Source organism: Allorhizocola rhizosphaerae, assembly GCF_003426775.1.
In the GTDB taxonomy this organism is placed as follows: Bacteria; Actinomycetota; Actinomycetes; order Mycobacteriales; family Micromonosporaceae; genus Allorhizocola; species Allorhizocola rhizosphaerae.
The window spans coordinates 1-17,089 of record NZ_QJUG01000184.1 but is presented as its reverse complement, the minus strand read 5'-3'; the positions used below and the strand labels follow the sequence as shown (position 1 = coordinate 17,089).

15 protein-coding genes and 1 pseudogene are annotated in these 17,089 nt (G+C 69.3%); 5 read left to right on the top strand and 11 right to left on the bottom strand.

Features of this window, described 5'->3' with window-relative positions:
- The coding region (locus tag DM816_RS30705) for a response regulator transcription factor (RefSeq protein ID WP_162908009.1) at nt 1-434 on the bottom strand (434 nt) is incomplete at its 3' end.
- Entirely contained in the window at nt 409-1,611 is a 1,203-nt protein-coding gene (locus DM816_RS30700) for a serine hydrolase domain-containing protein (RefSeq protein WP_246002450.1), read from the bottom strand. The genes DM816_RS30700 and DM816_RS30705, both read right to left, overlap by 26 nt.
- A gap of 243 nt (nt 1,612-1,854) precedes the next feature.
- On the opposite strand from DM816_RS30700, the gene DM816_RS30695 reads away from it, so the two are divergent.
- Nucleotides 1,855-3,474: a RecQ family ATP-dependent DNA helicase gene (locus tag DM816_RS30695; RefSeq protein ID WP_117213873.1), complete on the top strand. Its 1,620-nt coding sequence runs from the start codon at nt 1,855-1,857 to the stop codon at nt 3,472-3,474.
- Between the two features lie 188 nt (nt 3,475-3,662).
- Here DM816_RS30695 and DM816_RS30690 read toward each other — a convergent pair whose 3' ends face one another.
- Genes DM816_RS30690 through DM816_RS30680 form a run of 3 tightly spaced genes read right to left on the bottom strand, consistent with a single transcriptional unit; the run spans nt 3,663 to nt 5,605 of the window.
- Nucleotides 3,663-4,040 carry a VOC family protein gene (locus DM816_RS30690; RefSeq protein WP_117213868.1) on the bottom strand — a complete coding sequence of 126 codons (378 nt, stop codon included), beginning with the start codon at nt 4,038-4,040 and terminating at the stop codon, nt 3,663-3,665.
- A gap of 5 nt (nt 4,041-4,045) precedes the next feature.
- The gene (locus DM816_RS30685; protein ID WP_117213867.1) at nt 4,046-4,483 is read right to left on the bottom strand and encodes an SRPBCC family protein; all 438 of its coding nucleotides are present in this window, start codon (nt 4,481-4,483) and stop codon (nt 4,046-4,048) included.
- A gap of 12 nt (nt 4,484-4,495) precedes the next feature.
- On the bottom strand, nt 4,496-5,605 hold the full coding sequence (locus DM816_RS30680; RefSeq protein WP_117213872.1) for an epoxide hydrolase family protein: 1,110 nt from the start codon (nt 5,603-5,605) through the stop codon (nt 4,496-4,498).
- Nucleotides 5,606-5,685: 80 nt separating this feature from the next.
- Here DM816_RS30680 and DM816_RS30675 point away from each other — a divergent pair, with 80 nt between their 5' ends.
- Nucleotides 5,686-7,179, top strand: coding sequence for a S8 family serine peptidase (locus DM816_RS30675; RefSeq protein WP_117213866.1), 1,494 nt, complete (start codon nt 5,686-5,688; stop codon nt 7,177-7,179).
- Nucleotides 7,180-7,192: 13 nt separating this feature from the next.
- Entirely contained in the window at nt 7,193-8,392 is a 1,200-nt protein-coding gene (locus DM816_RS30670; RefSeq protein ID WP_117213865.1) for an MFS transporter, read from the top strand.
- Here DM816_RS30670 and DM816_RS30665 read toward each other — a convergent pair.
- Entirely contained in the window at nt 8,373-8,834 is a 462-nt protein-coding gene (locus DM816_RS30665; protein WP_117213864.1) for an NAD(P)H-dependent oxidoreductase, read from the bottom strand. The genes DM816_RS30670 and DM816_RS30665 overlap by 20 nt on opposite strands.
- Before the next feature lie 174 nt (nt 8,835-9,008).
- Here DM816_RS30665 and DM816_RS30660 point away from each other — a divergent pair, with 174 nt between their 5' ends.
- Entirely contained in the window at nt 9,009-9,365 is a 357-nt protein-coding gene (locus tag DM816_RS30660) for a four-helix bundle copper-binding protein (RefSeq protein WP_211588932.1), read from the top strand.
- Nucleotides 9,366-9,553: 188 nt separating this feature from the next.
- Here the strand turns inward: DM816_RS30660 and DM816_RS30655 are convergent, their stop codons facing one another.
- Both DM816_RS30655 and DM816_RS30650 read right to left on the bottom strand, forming a co-directional pair.
- Nucleotides 9,554-10,279 (bottom strand): MOSC N-terminal beta barrel domain-containing protein, encoded by a 726-nt coding sequence (locus DM816_RS30655; protein ID WP_117213863.1) that lies wholly within the window; start codon nt 10,277-10,279, stop codon nt 9,554-9,556.
- Nucleotides 10,276-11,028, bottom strand: a complete 753-nt coding sequence (locus tag DM816_RS30650) for an NUDIX domain-containing protein (protein WP_211588931.1) — start codon at nt 11,026-11,028, stop codon at nt 10,276-10,278. Before DM816_RS30650 ends, DM816_RS30655 begins: the two co-directional genes overlap by 4 nt.
- A gap of 43 nt (nt 11,029-11,071) precedes the next feature.
- Here DM816_RS30650 and DM816_RS43535 point away from each other — a divergent pair, with 43 nt between their 5' ends.
- Nucleotides 11,072-11,287: a DUF2905 domain-containing protein gene (locus tag DM816_RS43535; RefSeq protein ID WP_170318892.1), complete on the top strand. Its 216-nt coding sequence runs from the start codon at nt 11,072-11,074 to the stop codon at nt 11,285-11,287.
- Between the two features lie 92 nt (nt 11,288-11,379).
- Here DM816_RS43535 and DM816_RS30640 read toward each other — a convergent pair whose 3' ends face one another.
- The 3 genes and pseudogenes from DM816_RS30640 to DM816_RS30630 all read right to left on the bottom strand — a co-directional run.
- The gene (locus DM816_RS30640; protein WP_117213861.1) at nt 11,380-12,213 is read right to left on the bottom strand and encodes an ABC transporter ATP-binding protein; all 834 of its coding nucleotides are present in this window, start codon (nt 12,211-12,213) and stop codon (nt 11,380-11,382) included.
- Nucleotides 12,210-15,122 (bottom strand): FtsX-like permease family protein, encoded by a 2,913-nt coding sequence (locus tag DM816_RS30635; protein WP_162908007.1) that lies wholly within the window; start codon nt 15,120-15,122, stop codon nt 12,210-12,212. Before DM816_RS30635 ends, DM816_RS30640 begins: the two co-directional genes overlap by 4 nt.
- Nucleotides 15,119-17,089 (bottom strand): annotated as a pseudogene (locus tag DM816_RS30630) (hypothetical protein); the annotation flags it as partial. The gene DM816_RS30635 and the pseudogene DM816_RS30630, both read right to left, overlap by 4 nt.

Genomic DNA, 17,089 nt, shown 5'->3' with positions numbered 1-17,089 from the left:
CGCCCGCCGCGCTCGACGGTGCGCCGCGCCGGGTCGAGCGTCACATCGGCCGCGCGCAGGATGGGCGGCCGGGCCGGGCCGTGCCGCCGCGACAACGCGCGGACGCGGGCGACCAGCTCGGAGAACGCGAACGGCTTGCCGAGGTAGTCGTCGGCGCCAAGGGTCAGCCCGTCGACCCGGTCCTCGACGGCATCGGCGGCGGTGAGCATCAGGATGCGGGCGGTCCCGCGCTCGGCCAGCCTGCGGCACACGGCGTCGCCGTGCAGCACGGGCAGGTCACGGTCGAGCACGACCACGTCGTAGGGGGTCAGCTCGGCCTTGTCGAGCGCGGTCCGGCCGTCGCCCGCGGTGTCCACGGCGAAGCCATGTTTGCGCAGCCCAGCGGCTATGTATCCGGCGAGCGGCGCCTCATCCTCGACCAGCAGCACGCGCATCGGCGAAGTATCCCACCGCTGACTGGGCCTTTCCTGTATGGATGGGGCTCTTCCAGGCAAACGGCGGGCCCGCTGCCCGCAGCGAGTCCTGGCAGAGGGTCCTGAACAGGAGTTCACCGGTCGCCAAGCCGATCGGCTCGGGCTGCGTCGGGTCGGCGTAGTGCGTCATGTTGCTGCCGATCGTGATCTGGCGGTCTGCCGATTCGGTGTGCATCGAGATCGCCGAGTGCCCGAACACGAGCCCGTCGTGACCCCAGATCATCACGCCGCACGGCAACCTGACGGAGTACAGACCCAGCCCATACCCGCCCGCGCCCGGGTTGTTGGGATTCCACGGGACGACGGTCTTCATCTCGGCCAGTTGGGCCGGGCGCAGCAGGCGTCCGGTGAGCAGCGCCTTGAAGAAGACGTTCAGGTCGCGCGTCGTGGACACCACGTCACCAGCGGTCCCGACGAACGACATGTTGTAGACACTGAAGTCCAGCATCGTCCCATCGAGCCAAGGGATGTAGGCGTGGGAGTGGGGGCCGGCGATGTGTGACGACGCCCCGGCGAAATAGGTGCGCCACAGGCCCAAAGGCACGATGATGCGCCGGTACATCTCGAACGCGGCGGGCCGTCCGGTGACCTTCTCGATCACGAGTCCAGCCAGGATGTAATTGGTGTTGGCGTAAAGGTGAGGGCCACCGGGTGGACTGGTGCGCGGAGCGTCCAGGCCGATGCGGGCAAGCTGATCGGCCGTGAACGTGGTGGTGCGATGCCGCAGCAGGTCGTCCGGCACGGTGAAAATCAGGTGATCGTAGTCGGAGATGCCGCTGGTGTGGTTGAGCAGCATCCGGACGGTGATGCCGGCGGTGTCGTACTGCGGAAGATACCGCGAGACCGGTGCGTCCAGGTCGATCCGGCCCTCACCCACCAGTTGCAGGATGACGGTGGCCGTGAAGGTCTTGGTGATGCTCCCCGCACGATGGCTGAAGGTGGGACTCATCCCGCGCCCACTGTCCACATCGGCCACTCCGCTGGCGGCCGACTGCCGGCCGCCGTGGACGCGGGTTTCCGCCATGACGCCGGGCATTCCAGCCGCGGTGATGCGGTCCAAACCGGACTGCAGCTCGCCGCTGCCCGCCGCGACAGCGGGGGTGGCTGGAGCAAACAGCACGAGGGTGACAGCGGTCAAACCGCCAAGTGCACGTTTCCACATGCCTTACAGGGTCACCCGTTGCACGAGGGAAAAACTCATCTCCACTGATGAATCGGACTCGGACTTGCGAAGTAGCCAGGACCACGATCACCTCAACCTCGGGGCGGAGGGGTTCAGCAGCGGCATCCGCCCCGAGGCCGGCCGGGACGGCGGCGGGCATGCCGGCAGTCGGCGAACTCGGGCCGCAACCTGCCCGACCGTCTGGGTAGGATGCTGTTGATGTTGTTCCCCTCATGGCGGGCGCGCCGGGCGGCCCGCGCCAACTTCGGCTGGCAGAAGCTGCGACCGGCGCAGGTGCAGGCGATGCGCGCCCTGCTGAAGGGGCGCGACGCGCTTGTCGTGCTGCCCACCGGCGGTGGCAAGTCGGCGATCTATCAGGTGCCCGCGACGCTCCTGAAAGGACCGACGGTGGTGATCTCGCCCCTGCTCGCGTTGCAGCAGGATCAGATCGCCAACTTAAATAACAAGGGATTGCGTGCGGTCCGGATCAGCTCCGCGGAAACCCCGGCCAAACAGGCCGCCGCGCTCAATGAGCTTCGATCCGGTACCGCCAAATTCCTCTTCATCACCCCGGAGCAGCTCAGCTCGCCGGAGCGCCTCGCGGAGGTCAGGGCGCTGAAGCCGGCGCTGGTCGCGGTGGACGAGGCGCACTGCATCTCGTCGTGGGGCTACGACTTCCGGCCCGACTACCTGGCGATCGGGCACCTGGTCAAGGGGCTTGGCCATCCGCCGACGGTGGCGCTGACCGCGACCGCGTCGCCGCCCGTGCGCGAGGACATCGCGCAGCGGCTGGGCCTGCGCAAACCGCTGGTCGTCGTGTCCGGTTTGGACCGGCCCAACCTGTTCGTCGAGGCGTCGCACTGCCCGTCCGAGGATCATCGCTGGCGCCGCCTGCTGGGCCTGCTCAAAGAGGCCGACCCGCCGGGCATCGTCTATGTGCCGACCCGGCGCGCGGCCGAGGAACTGGCCGAACGGCTGACCGATGCGGGCTACGAGGCGGCCTTCTACCACGGCGGCATGGCCGCCGGCGTGCGCAAGCGCAGGCACGAGGACTTCCTCGCCGACCGCGTGTCGATCATGGTCGCGACATCCGCGTTCGGCATGGGCATCGACAAGCCCAACATCCGGTGGGTGGCCCATGTGGCGCTGCCCGACTCGCCCGACAGCTACCTGCAGGAGATCGGGCGGGCCGGGCGTGACGGGCTCCCGTCCCGGGCGCTGCTGCTCTACCGTGGCGAAGACATTGCCCTGCAACGGTTCTTCAGCGGTGGCGCGCCTGACCTGGCGGAGCTGCGCAAGGTCGCCTCCGAACTGCACCGGGGCCCGCAGACCAAGACCGCGCTGGGCAAAGCCACCGGGCTCGGGCCGCGCAAGCTGCCCACCCTGATCAGCCTGCTGGAGCAGGTGGGCGCCGTGGCCGTCGGCCCCAAGGGGGAGCTGTCAGTGCCGCACTTCGCGCCCATGCCCGACCAGGCAGCCCGTGAGGCCCTGGCCGAACACGAGCGTCACCAGGCGGGGCAGCGATCGCGCACCGACATGATGCGCCGCTTCGCCGAGAGCCGGGGCTGTCGCATGCAGCCTCTGCTCGGATATTTCGGTGAGCAGTTGAGTCGGCCGTGCGGACATTGCGACAGCTGCCACGGCGGCACGTCCGAAATCCTGCCCGACTCAGGCCCGTTCCCGTTGCACAGCACGGTCCGGCACCCGGAGTGGGGCACAGGCACGGTATTAGGATATGAAAAAGACCGGATGACCGTCCTGTTCGAAGACGTCGGCTATCGGACGCTTTCGGTGTCGGTCGTGCAGACGCAAAACCTGCTGGTGCTGGAGCGCGCCTAACCTCATGAGGTACGGCAGAGACGTCGCCCCGCGCGCCGATGGCGTTACGAGACGTGCACCCCGCAGCGTTTCTCCCCCATGCTTTTCAGACCAGCTGCGGGCCCGGGTGGGCGAGTACGGCAACGTCGCCTTCGTGTGAACCGGTGTTGACAATAACCCGTTCGTCCAAGACGGGGTCACCGTGACGCTCAGTCCACCCGGTCGGCCGGGCCGGTCAACACGCAGAACTCGTTGCCCTCCGGGTCGGCGAACACCACCCAGCCGCCGTCGTCCGGGTCGTCGCGGCGATCGTCCACAATGGTGGCACCGAGCGCGAGCATCCGCTCCACCTCGACATCGCGCGGCACGTCGGGGGTCAGGCACAGGTGCAGCCGGTTCTTGACCACCTTCGGCTCGGGCACCTGTGCGAAATAGAGGGTGAAGCCCTGCGGCAGCGCGACCGTGGCGACCGGGTCGCCGGGTGAGTCGTCATCGCTGACCGGCGCGTGCATGACCTGGCTCCAGAACTGGGCTAGCGCGTAGGCGTCGGCGCAGTCGAACGCCGCGTTGCGGACGGTGAATCCCATGAGGGCTAATGCTCCATGATCCGCTTGAGATTGGCCAAGTCCTTTTCATTGGCCTTGCGGATGGCGCTCGCCATCACCGGCGCGCCGAATTTGGCGAACCCGGCAGGCTCACCCCGGTTGCGTAGGGTCATCCTGGTGCGGTCCGGGCCGAGCGCCTCCCACGTGTAGGTGGTCTCCATCGGGAACGGGCCCTGCGCGGTGCGCATGACCAGCCGTTCGCCCGCGACCAGCTCGGCGACCTCGTAGGTGTAGGCCAGGCGCCGGCCCAGGAAGCGGGCCATGAAGTCCATGCGGGAGCCGACCGCCACCGGCGGCGGGGTCTGCCAGTCAACCGACTCGATGTTCGCGTACCACTCCGGGGCATTGGTGGGATCGCCCGCGAACGCGGCGACCTCCTCGCGCGGGCGCTCGATGATGATCTCAGTAACTACGTTGACCGTCATGACCACATCATGTCATGTCACGTCGGCGAGCGAGCCGTAGAAGGAGGCGATGTCCTGGGCGGTGAGGCGGGGCTCCTCGGCCGGGGCGAAGTGGCCGCCGCGTGGCATGACCGTCCAGCGGTGCACGTTGTAGAGCCGTTCCATCAGCGAGCGCGGCGGCTCGCCCTCGGGCACGAAGTGGTGCCGGAAGACCGCGAAACCCGTTGGCACGCCCACGTATTGGGGCTCGACGTGATGCCAGCGGTTGTCCCAATAGTCGCGCAGACTGGTCGTGATGCACCCGGAAAACCAGTACACGCTCAGCACCGTGCACAGGAAGTCGCGCCCGAAGCGGGCGTCGAGGTCGCCACCCGAGTCGGTCCAGGAGCGCCACTTCTCCAGGATCCACGCGGCCAGGCCGGCGGGCGAGTCGGTGAGCCCATATCCCACGGTCTGGGGCTTGGTGGACTGGATCGCGGTGTAGCCCCGCTCGGTCGCCGACCACCGCTCGACCTCCGCCGCGAAGGCCGCGTCTTCGTCGGTGAACGGTGGCGTGAGCTCCGGCGTGGTGAGGTGCAGGCCGATGACCGATTCCGGGAAGTCGAGCGCGAGAAACGAGGCCACGCCCGCGCCGAAGTCGCCTCCGCCCGCGCCGTAGCGCTCATAGCCGAGCCCGGTCATGAGTCGATGCCAGCGTTGCGCGACGAAGCGATAGTTGACGCCCGTCTGGGGTGGGCGCGGCGAAAAGCCGTATCCCGGCAGCGACGGGATCACGAGGTCGAACGCGGGCCCGTCGATGCCGTGCGCCTGCGGGTCGGACAGCAGTGGCACCAGGGCCAGATATTCGGTGAAGCAGCTGGGCCAGCCGTGGGTGAGCACGAGCGGGATCCCGTCGCCGCCCTTGGCGCGGGCGCGGACGAAGTGGACGTCGTCGACGAGATGGTGCTCGAAGGAGTTGAGCCGGCGCTCCTGCCGCCGCCAGTCGAACTCCTCGGCCCAATGGTGAAGGATTTTTTGCAGGTACCCGAGATCGGCGCCCTGATCCCACCCGATGCCCGGAATCTGGTCGGGCCAGCGGGTCTGCCGGATGCGCCGCTTCAGGTCGTCGAGCTCGGCGTCGCTCACGTCGATCGTGAACCTCATGAGACCGACGTTAACATCGGCCTTTAAGCGGTGCCTGAAAGGCATGCCGGAGCGCGAGATCGACATATTACGATCGATGGATGCGTATACTTGCACTCGCGACGGCCACCTCGCTGGCCGTCCTCGGGCTCGCCGCGCCCGCGTCGGCGGCGGGCGACGGTGCGATCCGGGATGCGGGCGGGCCGGATGCCGTACCGAACAGCTATATCGTCGTTTTCAAAACCAAGCCGAAGGGCGACCTGACCACTCAGCTGGCCGCCAAGCACGCCGCCAAAATCACGCACGTGTATGAAGCGGCGCTGCACGGATTCGCGGCGCAGATGACCGAACAGGAGGCCAAGCGCGTGGCCGCCGACCCGCGGGTCGACTTCGTGTCGCAGGACCAGGTCGTGCGCGCGATGCCCAGCCAGCCCACCCCGCCCTCCTGGGGACTGGACCGCATCGATCAGCGCAACCGCCCGCTGAACGCGAACTACACGTACACCACGACGGCGCCCAATGTGCACGCCTACATCATTGACACGGGCATCCGCGTGACCCACGTGGACTTCGGCGGGCGCGCGACCTTCGACTTCAACTCGGCGGGCGGGTCCAACACCGACTGCAACGGCCACGGGACGCACGTGGCGGGCACGGTCGGCGGGGCAGCCTACGGCGTGGCGAAGGGTGTGCGGTTGCATGCCGTGAAGGTCTTGGACTGCAATGGTTCCGGCACGACATCGGGGGTCATCGCGGGCGTCAACTGGGTGACCGCCAACCGGGCCAACCCGGCCGTGGCCAACATGAGCCTGGGCGGGGGAGCGAACTCCGCATTGGACACTGCGGTGCGCAACTCCATCAATTCCGGAATCACGTATTCAATCGCGGCCGGGAACTCGGGCGCCAACGCGTGCACTTTCTCGCCGGCACGGGTCACCGAGGCCGTCACGGTCGGCGCGTCGACGATCAACGACGCGCGGGCCGGGTTCTCGAATCTCGGTGGCTGCCTTGACATCTGGGCACCGGGCGAGGGCATCACATCGGCGTGGGCGACCAGCGACAGCGCGGCCAACACCATCAGTGGCACGTCGATGGCAGCCCCGCACGTCGCGGGCGCGGCGGCACTCTATCTCGCGACCAACCCCGGCGCGTCAGCGGGCGCGGTGCGGGACCATCTGGTGTACAACGGTTCGCAGGGCCGGCTGAGCGGGATCGGCGCGTCGTCGCCGAACATTCTGTTGCACAGCATCGTGACCCCGCCCGCGCCCGGCACGAATGTATTGGTGCGCGGGCAGGCGCTCACGGGCGGGCAGCACATCCGCTCCAACGTGGGCAATCACGAGCTCGTGATGCAGGGCGATGGCAACCTCGTGCAGTATCAGGGCGGCCTGGCACTGTGGGCGAGCGGCACGCAGGGCAACCCGGGCGCGTTCGTCATCATGCAGCACGACGGCAACCTGGTCATCTATCGCAGCAACGGGACGGCGATCTGGGCGACCAACACGTGGGGCACGGCGGCTGACGCGCTCGTGATGCAGGACGATGGAAACGTCGTGCTGTACGGGCCGGGTGGTGTCGTCTACTGGCACAAGTAGCTATCTTGGGCGGATGCCCTCGCTCTGGCGTAACCGCGACTTCAACATCTTCTGGCTGGTGCAGACCATCTCGGTGGCGGGCGACTCGCTCGCGCTGATCGCCATCCCGCTGCTGGTGCTGCACGCCACCGGTTCGGTGGCCCAGATGGGCCTGCTGACCGGTGCGGCCGGCGCGGCCGCCATCGCGACGGGCTTCTTCGCCGGGGCGATCGCCGATCGGGTGGATCGGCGGTCGCTCCTCATCGTGTGCGACGTGGCGCGAGCGGTGCTGTATGGCGTGATTCCGTTCGCGGGCGGGCAGATCTGGGTGCTCTACGTGGTGGTGCCGCTGGCCGCCGTGTTCGGCATGATTTTTCAGGTGGGGTACGTGACGGCGGTGCCCAATCTCGTCGGCCAGGGTCAGATCACGGATGCCAACGGGCGCCTGTTCGCCACGCAGGCGGCCGCGGGCATCGGTGGCATGCTGCTCGCCGGGCTGCTATCGGGGGCCTACGGCCCGTCGGCGGCGGTCGGCCTCACGGCGGCCGGGTTCGCGTTCGCGGCGGCAGGGCTGGCCCTCGTGCGGTTGCGCAAGTCCTCCTCCCTACAGGTGGAGAAGCGGCTCAACCCGTGGCAGGACTTCAAGGTGGGGCTCGGATTCCTCTGGAGGCATCCCGTGCTGCGGGCGTTGACCGTGTTGCTGTGCTTTTTCGTCTTCGTGCAGGTGGGCCTGACCGACCTGTTCATCTATTACCTGAAGGCGGAGCTCGGGCAGCCCGACAAGGTCGTGGGTTACGTGATGTCCGCGGCCACGGCGGGCACGATCGCCGGATCGCTGCTGGTCGGGCGGCTGCGCCGGTCGCTGGGGTTCGGCGTGTGCTGGATCGGATCGACCGCGCTGTTCGGGGTCAGCGTCGCGCTCGCCGGGATGACGCGCAGCGTGCCGGGCGTGGCCATCCTCGCGACGACGTACGTGTTCTTTCTGAGCATCGGCGGGATCTGCTCGTTCACGCTGCGCCAGGAAATCACACCCGACCACTTGCTGGGGCGGGTCACGTCCACGTTCTGGACCATCCAGCGGGCGCTGAGCCCGCTCGGCGCGGCCGCGCTGACGGCGGCCGCCGGGCAGGTCGGTGTCACGCAGGTGTTGGTGTGGACCGGGATCGTGTGCGTCCTGATTGGACTCGCGGGACTGTTCACACCGGTCAGGCTGGCTAGGCCCGAGCTCGCGTAGCCGTGGCAAGCTCGCGCTCCTGCGCGGCAAGGCCGGTCTTGAGCGCGCGGGTGATCTGCACCAGCCGCTCCGCCTGGAAGCGGACTGAGGTGACCTCGACGTCGCCCCGGAGCGGCCGGCCCTCGCGTGCGACATGCGTTGCGCCGTAAGGGGTACCGGCCTGCATCTGGTTTTCGTCGGCATAGCCGGGCGGGACGAGAACGCAGCCCCGGTGGTAGAACGTGTTGTTCAGCGCGACAATCGTCGTCTCGTGGCCGCCGTGCGCGGTCGCCGTGGACGTGAACGACGTCGCCGTCTTGTTCACCAGCTTGCCCTCCGCCCACAGCCCGCCGGTGGTGTCGATGAACTGCTTGAGCTGGGAGGTGGGCAGGCCGTATCGGGTCGGCGTGCCGAACATCAGGCCGTCGGCCCAGAGGAGGTCGTCCAGCGTGGCCTCCGGCATTGCGGGTCTTCTCGTGGTGCCGCGCCCCGGGTCGGGTTCTGGTCCATATTCCTCGGCCTACCCGCCGCTTCATGGCATAAACCCGTTTTTGGGGGGTACCGGATTGAAGGGCCCGCTGAGCTGGGAGGCTGCGCGGTATCGCCCCCGATGTCGTTTTGTGAAGGAGCCGTCATCATGGCGCACAAGCAGCAACAACACCAGCCGAAGGCCGGGATCGCGCTGCAGCACAGCGTGACCGAGGCGCTGACGTGCCACCGGATATGCGAGGAAACCATCACCCACTGCCTGTACACGGGGGGTGCCCACGCCGACCCCGACCACATCCGCATCATGATGGACTGCGCCGACATCTGCCGCACGGCCTCCGACTACATGGTGCGCGGCTCGCGGTTCATCCCCGCCATCGCGGCACTGTGCGCGGACATCTGCGAGGCGACCGCGGCCGAATGCGACCGCTTCACCGGCGATGCCCAGATGGTCGCGTGCGCGCAGGCCTGCCGCCGCTGCGCCCAATCCTGCCGCCAGCTCTAAGCCCAGCACCTCGCGGCTGAACCTCGCGTCAACACGATCGCGGCTCAATCGCGGGCTTAAACACGACCCCGGCTGAACTGCGCCTTAAACACGACTCCGGCAGAACCTCGAGTCAACACGACCGCGCCTCAAACGCGGGCTTAAACACGACCCGCGCTCAATCGCGGCCTAATTGGCACCTCGCGCCTTTACGCCCGCACCTCATTGCCAAGGGCAATGCGGCCTGCCCGCTCCACGCTGGCGTAGACGCCCACGCACGGCAGCATCCCCTGCCCTGGAATCTCGTGGCGGTTGATCCGGGACGGCACGCGCAGCGCGTCGGTGTCGGCGGGCCACGCGCCATGGGCAAGCGTCGGGACGGCACAGCGCGGCGTGGGCACGATCACCCGGACCGTCGCCTGTCCGATGTGGATGCTGCGCCCGACCCAATCGTATTCGAGCTCGTCGGTCTCCACGACCACATTCGGCCGGTATCTCTCAAAGTCGGACCGCCCGACAAGCTTCAGCGACGCGGTCGTGATGATGTGCAGCGCGGCGAAATCGAAGAACGTGCCCGGGGCGAGCCCCGACCTGTCCACACCCACCACAGCGTCCACACCCTGCTCGAGCACCTCGTCGGGCCGGGCGCGATCGAGGTATGTCCCGTCGGGCGCCTCTTTGACCAGGCGCACGCGCCGCCCGAGCCGCCGCGACAGCACCTCCTCGTCGGCCTCGGCGTAGGACATGGTCAGCAGGTCGCGCCACAGCCGGGGCTGTTTGGCGCTGGCAATCTTGCCGGTTTCGACGTCGAGCAGGGCATGGGTGCGGTCGCCCGCGATGCCGTTGGCCGTCACCTCGGCGGAGTCGAGCCGCTCGCCGAGCATGGACTTGACTGGATAACGTTGCAGGGCAACCACAGTGCCGGTGACATTCATGCCCACGACTCTAGCTCGCGTCCGTGCGCCCGCAGAAAGTCGGCAAGCTCCTCCGGCACCAGCCGGACGTTGGCGACATCCTCGGGCCGCACCAATTCGACATCGTAAATTCCCTTGGCGGGGTTGGAAAACTCTGCCCCGGTGCGCTTGCTCAGATCCATCGATAGGAGTCGAGCCAAGAAGAACAGCTGCGTCGAAGGCCCAGACGGCGCCGGCCCTGTCATCGTGAACACCAGCCGCGCCGGCCCGACCTCCGCGCCGAGCTCCTCCATCAGCTCGCGCCGCAGCGCGGCCTCCGCATCGGCGTCCGTCGCATCAATCTTGCCACCCGGTGTGGCCCAATAGACTTCCCGCCCCGGCACCGTCCGTCTAAACAGGACCAGCTCGCCGCGCTCGGTCAGCAGCAGTGCCCGCGCGTGCCGGCGCACCTTCGGTTGGGGCTCCTCCCACACCACACGCCCATCGAACCCACCCCGCTCCGCGTGCTTGGCGGCGCGCATGCGCTCGAGATCGTCCGGCTTGAGCCCGTGCCGCCGGGCCAGCGCGAGCACCACCTCCAGCACGTCGGCCAGCTCCGCCGGATCCGCGTCGGCCAGGTATTCGCCCACCTCTTCGGACAGCTTCACGCGCAGCAGGAAGCCATATTCCGCTTCGTCGGCGGTCCGGAACGCCCCCTGCTCGTGCGGGAACCGCTGCGGAATCCGATCGCGCACCAGCTTGCCCCGCACGTGCCACCAGCCCGTACTCACCAAATCATGTTACCTTTGCCGCCCGGTGGGGCATCATCATCATGTGAGCAAAGACCTCGGCCCCTGGCTCGTCGGCATAGGCGCCTTCATCCTGCTGATCGGCGTCCTCGCCTGGACCGGCGCCCTATCCTGGTTCGGCCGCCTCCCCGGCGACATCCGCATCACCTCCGGCAACACCCGCATCTTCATCCCCCTCACCTCCATGCTCCTCGCGTCGATCGTCCTGAGCATCCTCCTCGCCCTCATCCGCCGCAGGTGACACACGCGCCTCGCCAACGTTCGACATCCGCGTACTCGACCGATCCGGAGACACAGGAGTTCCTCGCGGCTATGACCAAGTGAGGGCCGCAGTCACGACGCGCGGTTGACGAGCATGGTGACTTGGCCATCGGTGTGTTCGACGGTGAGGAGGGTGCCGGGCGGGTAGGCGTCGAGGATTTCGGGCGGGAGTTGGACGGTGCCGTCGCCGGCGATGACGGCGAATTCCCGGCCGTCGCGGCCTTCGGAGCCGACGCGGCCGTCGCGGATGGTGACGACGCGGCCGAGGCACTGCCCGACCTCGGGGTCGTGGGTGACGGTGACGATGGTGGTGCCGCGCTCGGAGTTGATGGTGGTGAGGGCCTCGAGGACCTCGTCGCGGGCCTTGCGGTCGAGCTGGCTGGTGGGCTCGTCCACAAGCAACAGTCCAGGCGAGGATGCCATGGCCGCCGCGAGCGCCGTGCGCTGGGCCGTACCGGGCGGGAGCCCGTCGACGCGGCGGTGGGCGACGCCGGTGAGGCCGAGCAGGGACAGCACGCGTTCCGGGGACTCGACGTCGCCGGGCCGGACCTGGGCGGCCCGGCGCTGCGCGAGCCAGACGTTGCTGCGCACGGTCGCGTACGGAAGCAGGTTGCGTTGCGCGCCTTGCAAAACCACGCCCAGGTCCGTGCCCCGCATGCGCGCCAGCTCGGTGTCGCTCACCTTGCTGATGTCGACCGTGCCTATCCGCACCTGCCCCGCGCTGGCCCGCATGAGCCCCGCCAGCAACGCGATCAGCGTGGATTTGCCCGACCCTGAAGGCCCGACGAGCGCGACCATCTCACCGGGCGCGATGTCGAGGTCGACGCCCGCGAGCGCGACGACGTCGTTGCCTTCCGTGCGATAGATGTGCACGACGCGCCGGCACACCACGGCCAGTCCGCTCACGAGTTTGCCCCTTCCACGGTGCCTCTGGAGAATTGTGCGGCGACCCATCCCGTGCTCAGAAGGAAGGCGAGCGCCGCGACGGCGAACCACGCGACCGGCGGTCCGGGCCATTGGGGCAGCGGGATGGTGGGCACGTCGACGGTGTAGACCGGAATCACCGGGCGGGCCACCAGCCACGCCGCGAGCGCAGCCACCGCCCCCGCGAAGGCCGCGATGACGATGAGCGCCCACCGGCCGAGCAGGGCTCCAATCCGGACGGACGTTTTGGACAGTCCATGTGGGACCATCACCGACAGGTCCAGTCCGCTGCGCGTGCGGTCGAGCATGGCCGCCACGATGAGCCCCAGCGCAGCGAGCATCATCGCCGCGACCGCCGCGAGCCGCTGGAACCGCAACGCCAGAGCGGGAGCCTGCCGGCTGAACATCTCGTGCCGGTCGTCCGTGGTGACCCGGCCCTGCACGACCACACCGGCCGCGAGCAGCCGCTCGGTCACATCGGCAGGCGCGTCGGCGCTCAGCCAAACCTCCGGCATGAGCAGCTCCGCCCGCAGGTTCATGGCCAGATCGGCATACTCCAGATCTAGCAGCAAACCCTTGTTTCCCAAGCGTGGCAGCAGATCCGCGCCCTCCGCCAACACCAGTGGCACCGACCCGCCGACCACCGTCAGCTGCCGCGGCAAGTCTCCCGCCGCCACCGCCGGCATCGGCCCCGGTGCGCTGCGCGGCCGCAGGTGCAGATCGACCGGCACCCCGGAATCCGCCCGCACACCGAGCCCCTCCGGCGTCGATTCGAGTTCACCGATCGGGTTGGCCGCGCTCGCCACCGACTGCAGCCACCGCTTCACATCACCCATCGCCGCCCGGTCGAGCACGACCTCGCCCGCCTCATTGCGAATCTCGCCCAGCGTGAGCCGGATCCGCTGCGGCCCGCTCACATTCACCGTCATGCCGGCCAGGCGGCAGGGGCGTTCTTCACAACCCAAAGTCTTCATCTGGTACCAACCAGAGCCCACGCGCAGCTCGTCGGTGATCACCGCCGTGCGGTCGCCGTTGGCCTTCACCAGGTTCAGTTCGATCCGCGCGGTCGTGCCCGGCGCCATCTCCTGCACGTTGACCGCCATGTCCAACCGCTCGCCGCGCATCCGGAGCACATCGGGCTCCTGCGGGCGCAGTAACGACTCCGCCCGCTCCGCGAACCCGGGCCAATACGCCACAGTGGACACCCGCGTGCTGTCGACCGCCAGCACGGGTGGCATGTTGGCCAACTGCACCCGTGCCACACCCATCGCGAACCGCCCGTCCGGGTCGACGGTCCGCACGCCGTCCAGCAATCGCGCCCCCGACACCGGAAGCACCGTAAGCACCTGCGGCGCACCGGTTTCGACCCGGGCCCGCATCGCCCACGCCTGCTGCGCCGTGTCGGCCGCGGTCAGCGCGAACCCGAGCATTCCCAACCCGACGGTCAACAGTGCCACGATTGCCCGCGACCCGGGCCGTCGCGCTATCGCCAGCGCACCGAGCCCCGCCGTGAGCCACCCTCTACCGACAAACCAACGTCCAATGTGCTCGGTCGGCCGCAGCGCGAGCCGCCCGGCCAGCAAACCACACCCCAGCCCGAAGCAGATCGGCGCCAGCAGCGCGATCCCGCCCCCACCACCAGCCGTCGCCGCCTGATATCCCGTGGCCAACGCGAGCACGCCGATCGCGGCCTCACCGGCCCGCGCCGGCGCACTGCCGCCCCGGCGCCGCCGAATCCGTTGCAGCAATTGCACCACGGGCAGCCGCATCGCCCGCCACTGCGCGAACCACCCTGCCGCGAGCGCGCCCAGCACCGCCACCCCCGCGAGCGCCACCGCCAGCCACGTAAACGTCGCCGACAGCGTCGCGGTGACGAGGAATCCCAACACCAAACCCGGGCCGAGCCCGAGCAGGATGGGCACCGTCGTCTCCGCCGCAGCCAGCTGCCAGCGCATGCGCGTGGGCACACCGCGCAGCGCGGTGACCGCCAACTCCCCGCGACGCTGCTCGACCGCGCCCACGACCGCGAGGAACAAGACGTACCAACAAATAATCACCAGCGGCAGGGTCGCCACGATGAGGCTGCCGAGGAGCACATCGGCCGCGTCGTCGATGCGCGCGGACAGCGCGGCAATCTCCGTCGCACTGTCATATCCGGCCGCCTCGAACACGGCCAGCACGTTGGCGACATCGCCCGCGAGCCGCTCCCGGTCGTCAAACGCCTGCGGCGAGGCGATGAGGTCGGTGGTGAAAAGCATTGGCCCCGTCGCGGCCAGCACGGTGCGCTCGTTGGCGAACGCCGGTGGGCTGTCGCCGCTGGCGAGCATGATGTGGTCGGCCCAGTAGATGTCCGTGGGCACGTACGGCTCGTAATGCCCGACGACCGTGAGCCGAACGGGCGCGAGCAGCTCCCCGCCGCCAAACGACGACGGCATGAACTGGACCTCGGAACCGATCGCGGCGCCTATGGTTTGCCCGATGTCGCGGCGCAGCACCACCTCACGGTCGGCCGTGGCGCAGCGACCCTGCGACACCACGATTTCGCCACACACACCCGTCCGCGAAGCGAGCCACAGCGACGCGGACCCGTTGGGGGAGCGAAGCTTGCCGTTGGACATCGCACCGGCCACGGTCCGGAAGCCCGGCACGTATGGCTGCGTCTCCAGCGCGTTTTGGCGGTCGAAACCCCGCGATCGCGACAGCAGGTCCCCGGCGATGACACGCTCCGATATGGACGCCGCCTCCACCTCGGCCACGAGCGCCGAGCGCGCGGCGGCGGTCGCGTAGAGCGGTCCGGTCGCCGCAGCCCCGGCCGCGAGCGCCGTGAGCACGAACGTCATCACCGCGAGGCTCATCCGCGCCCGCAACAGCGCCAGCATCATCGCAATCACGAGACCACCTCACGCGCCACGGCTGCACCGACCAACACGAGCAACGCCGCACCAAGCGGGACCAGCGCCGGCCGCGCGCCGCCCAGCCACCACACGACCAGGCAGGCCAGCAGCGCAGCGGGCAGAGCGGCGAGCACGACCACGAAGCCCGAGTGCGCGACGCGCCGGATGACGCGGGCGTCGAGCCCCTGGTCGGAAAGGTCCGCGAGCTCCCGCTCCCGCCTGCGCCGGTCGGTCCCGGCGAGCACCAGGATCGCGAACACCGCCAGCAGCACCGCGAGCACGGCGGCCGCGACCTGCAGGCGCAGCCCGAGCACGTCGCCGCCGAGGTTGTAGCGGGCGGCCCGCCGATCGATGGTGTCGGTGTGCAGCGGGATGAGCCCCGCCGTCTCCAGCCGGGCGAGCGCGTCGGCCGGTGCCCGTTCGCCGAGCCAGACCTGCAGCTGCGCGTCGTTGTCGAAGGTGTCGCTGAGCCGGTCGGCATAGGCCAGATCGGCCAGCACGCCACCCTGCGGCAGACCCGGCAGGCTCGGGCTCGATCGCACGACCGCGACGGGCCGTTCCGCCGTGGCGAAGATGCCGGCGCGGGTCAGCTGTCCATTGTGGACGATCGCCGGGTCGTCGGCCACCGCCACCGGCAGGGGCACCGGCGCATCGGCGACCTGCATGCGGATGTCGCGGCTGACCAACCGGGGATCGCTGGGCTGGTAGCGCAGCCGCAGCCCGTCGCCCTCGTGCGAGATCGTGACCTCAAGCTCCATCTCGAACGACGGCCGCCAGCGCGCGGGCGCCTGCATGCTCGCGCCGACCGCAAGCTCGCGTTCCGGGTTGAGCTGGCGCAGCCCGTGCAGGCGAAGCTCGTCGGGCGAGCGGAAGAAGCTCAGCCACGCCAGGCGGCAGCCCGGCGCGACCGCGCAGTCCGGCACGGGGATGCGGTAGTCGCGCCGCCCCACCTGCGCCGTGACCGTCGCCACCCCGGTCACGAGCGTCCCTTGAGGACCGGCGAGCACGGCGGTGATTGGCAGGTCGCTCAGCGCCTCGGTCACGGTCACGTCCAGCACGAGCTCGCTCCCGTCGACCTTCAGCAATTCGTTGCTCGCGGGCCGCAGCATGCCCGCGAGTTCGCCTCGGTCCACGATGGACAGCCGGGTCGTGTCGAGTGCGACGAGCGTGCGTCCCCTGGGCAGCCGTTGGCGTGCGGCGGCCATCGCCCATTCGCCCTCCGGGTCGGCCGCGCCGACCGATGTCAGCAGCGCGGCACGCGAGGGCGCGGCGACCGTGACCACCTGCGGCGCGCCCAGCTCGGCGGCGGCCCTTTGCGCGGCTGTCTCGGCGGTGCGGTCCCATGCGCCGAACGAGTGTGCGACCAGTGACAGGCAGACCACGACGAGCATGACCGCCTGTGCCGCCACCGGGCGCCGGGCGAGGTGCAGCGCGGCAAGGCCGGATGCGAGGCGGCCCGAGCGGATGCGCGTCACGCCAAGGGCTTTGGCCACCGGGCGGACGAGGCGGAACGCGAGCAGCCCGATGGCCGCGGCGATGAGCAACGGTGCGGCCTGCGCCACGACCCCGGTCTGTCCACTTGCGACCGATTGCACCGCCGCGGCGATGGCCAGCGCGACAACCGACAGCTCGGCGACGACGCCGCCACGGCGCAGCGGCGACTGCACCCACCGAAAAGCCTCCAGCAGAGTGCCTTCCCGCCGACGCGACTCCACAATGGACAGGCCGAAGATCGCGGCGAGCAGGGCCGCGCCGGCCGCGATGAGCGCACTGCGCGGCAGGTCGAGCCAGCCCGTCGTACCAAACGCGAAGCGCGCCATGCCGTTGACGAACGCCCAGCCCAGCGCGGCCCCGAGCGGCGCCGCGAGGATCAGCGCGAGCAGCGACGGCCCACGGGTGAGCAGGAAACGCGGGCGGCGCGGAATGCCGCGCAGGTCTCCCACCGCCGCCTCGGCCCGGCGCCC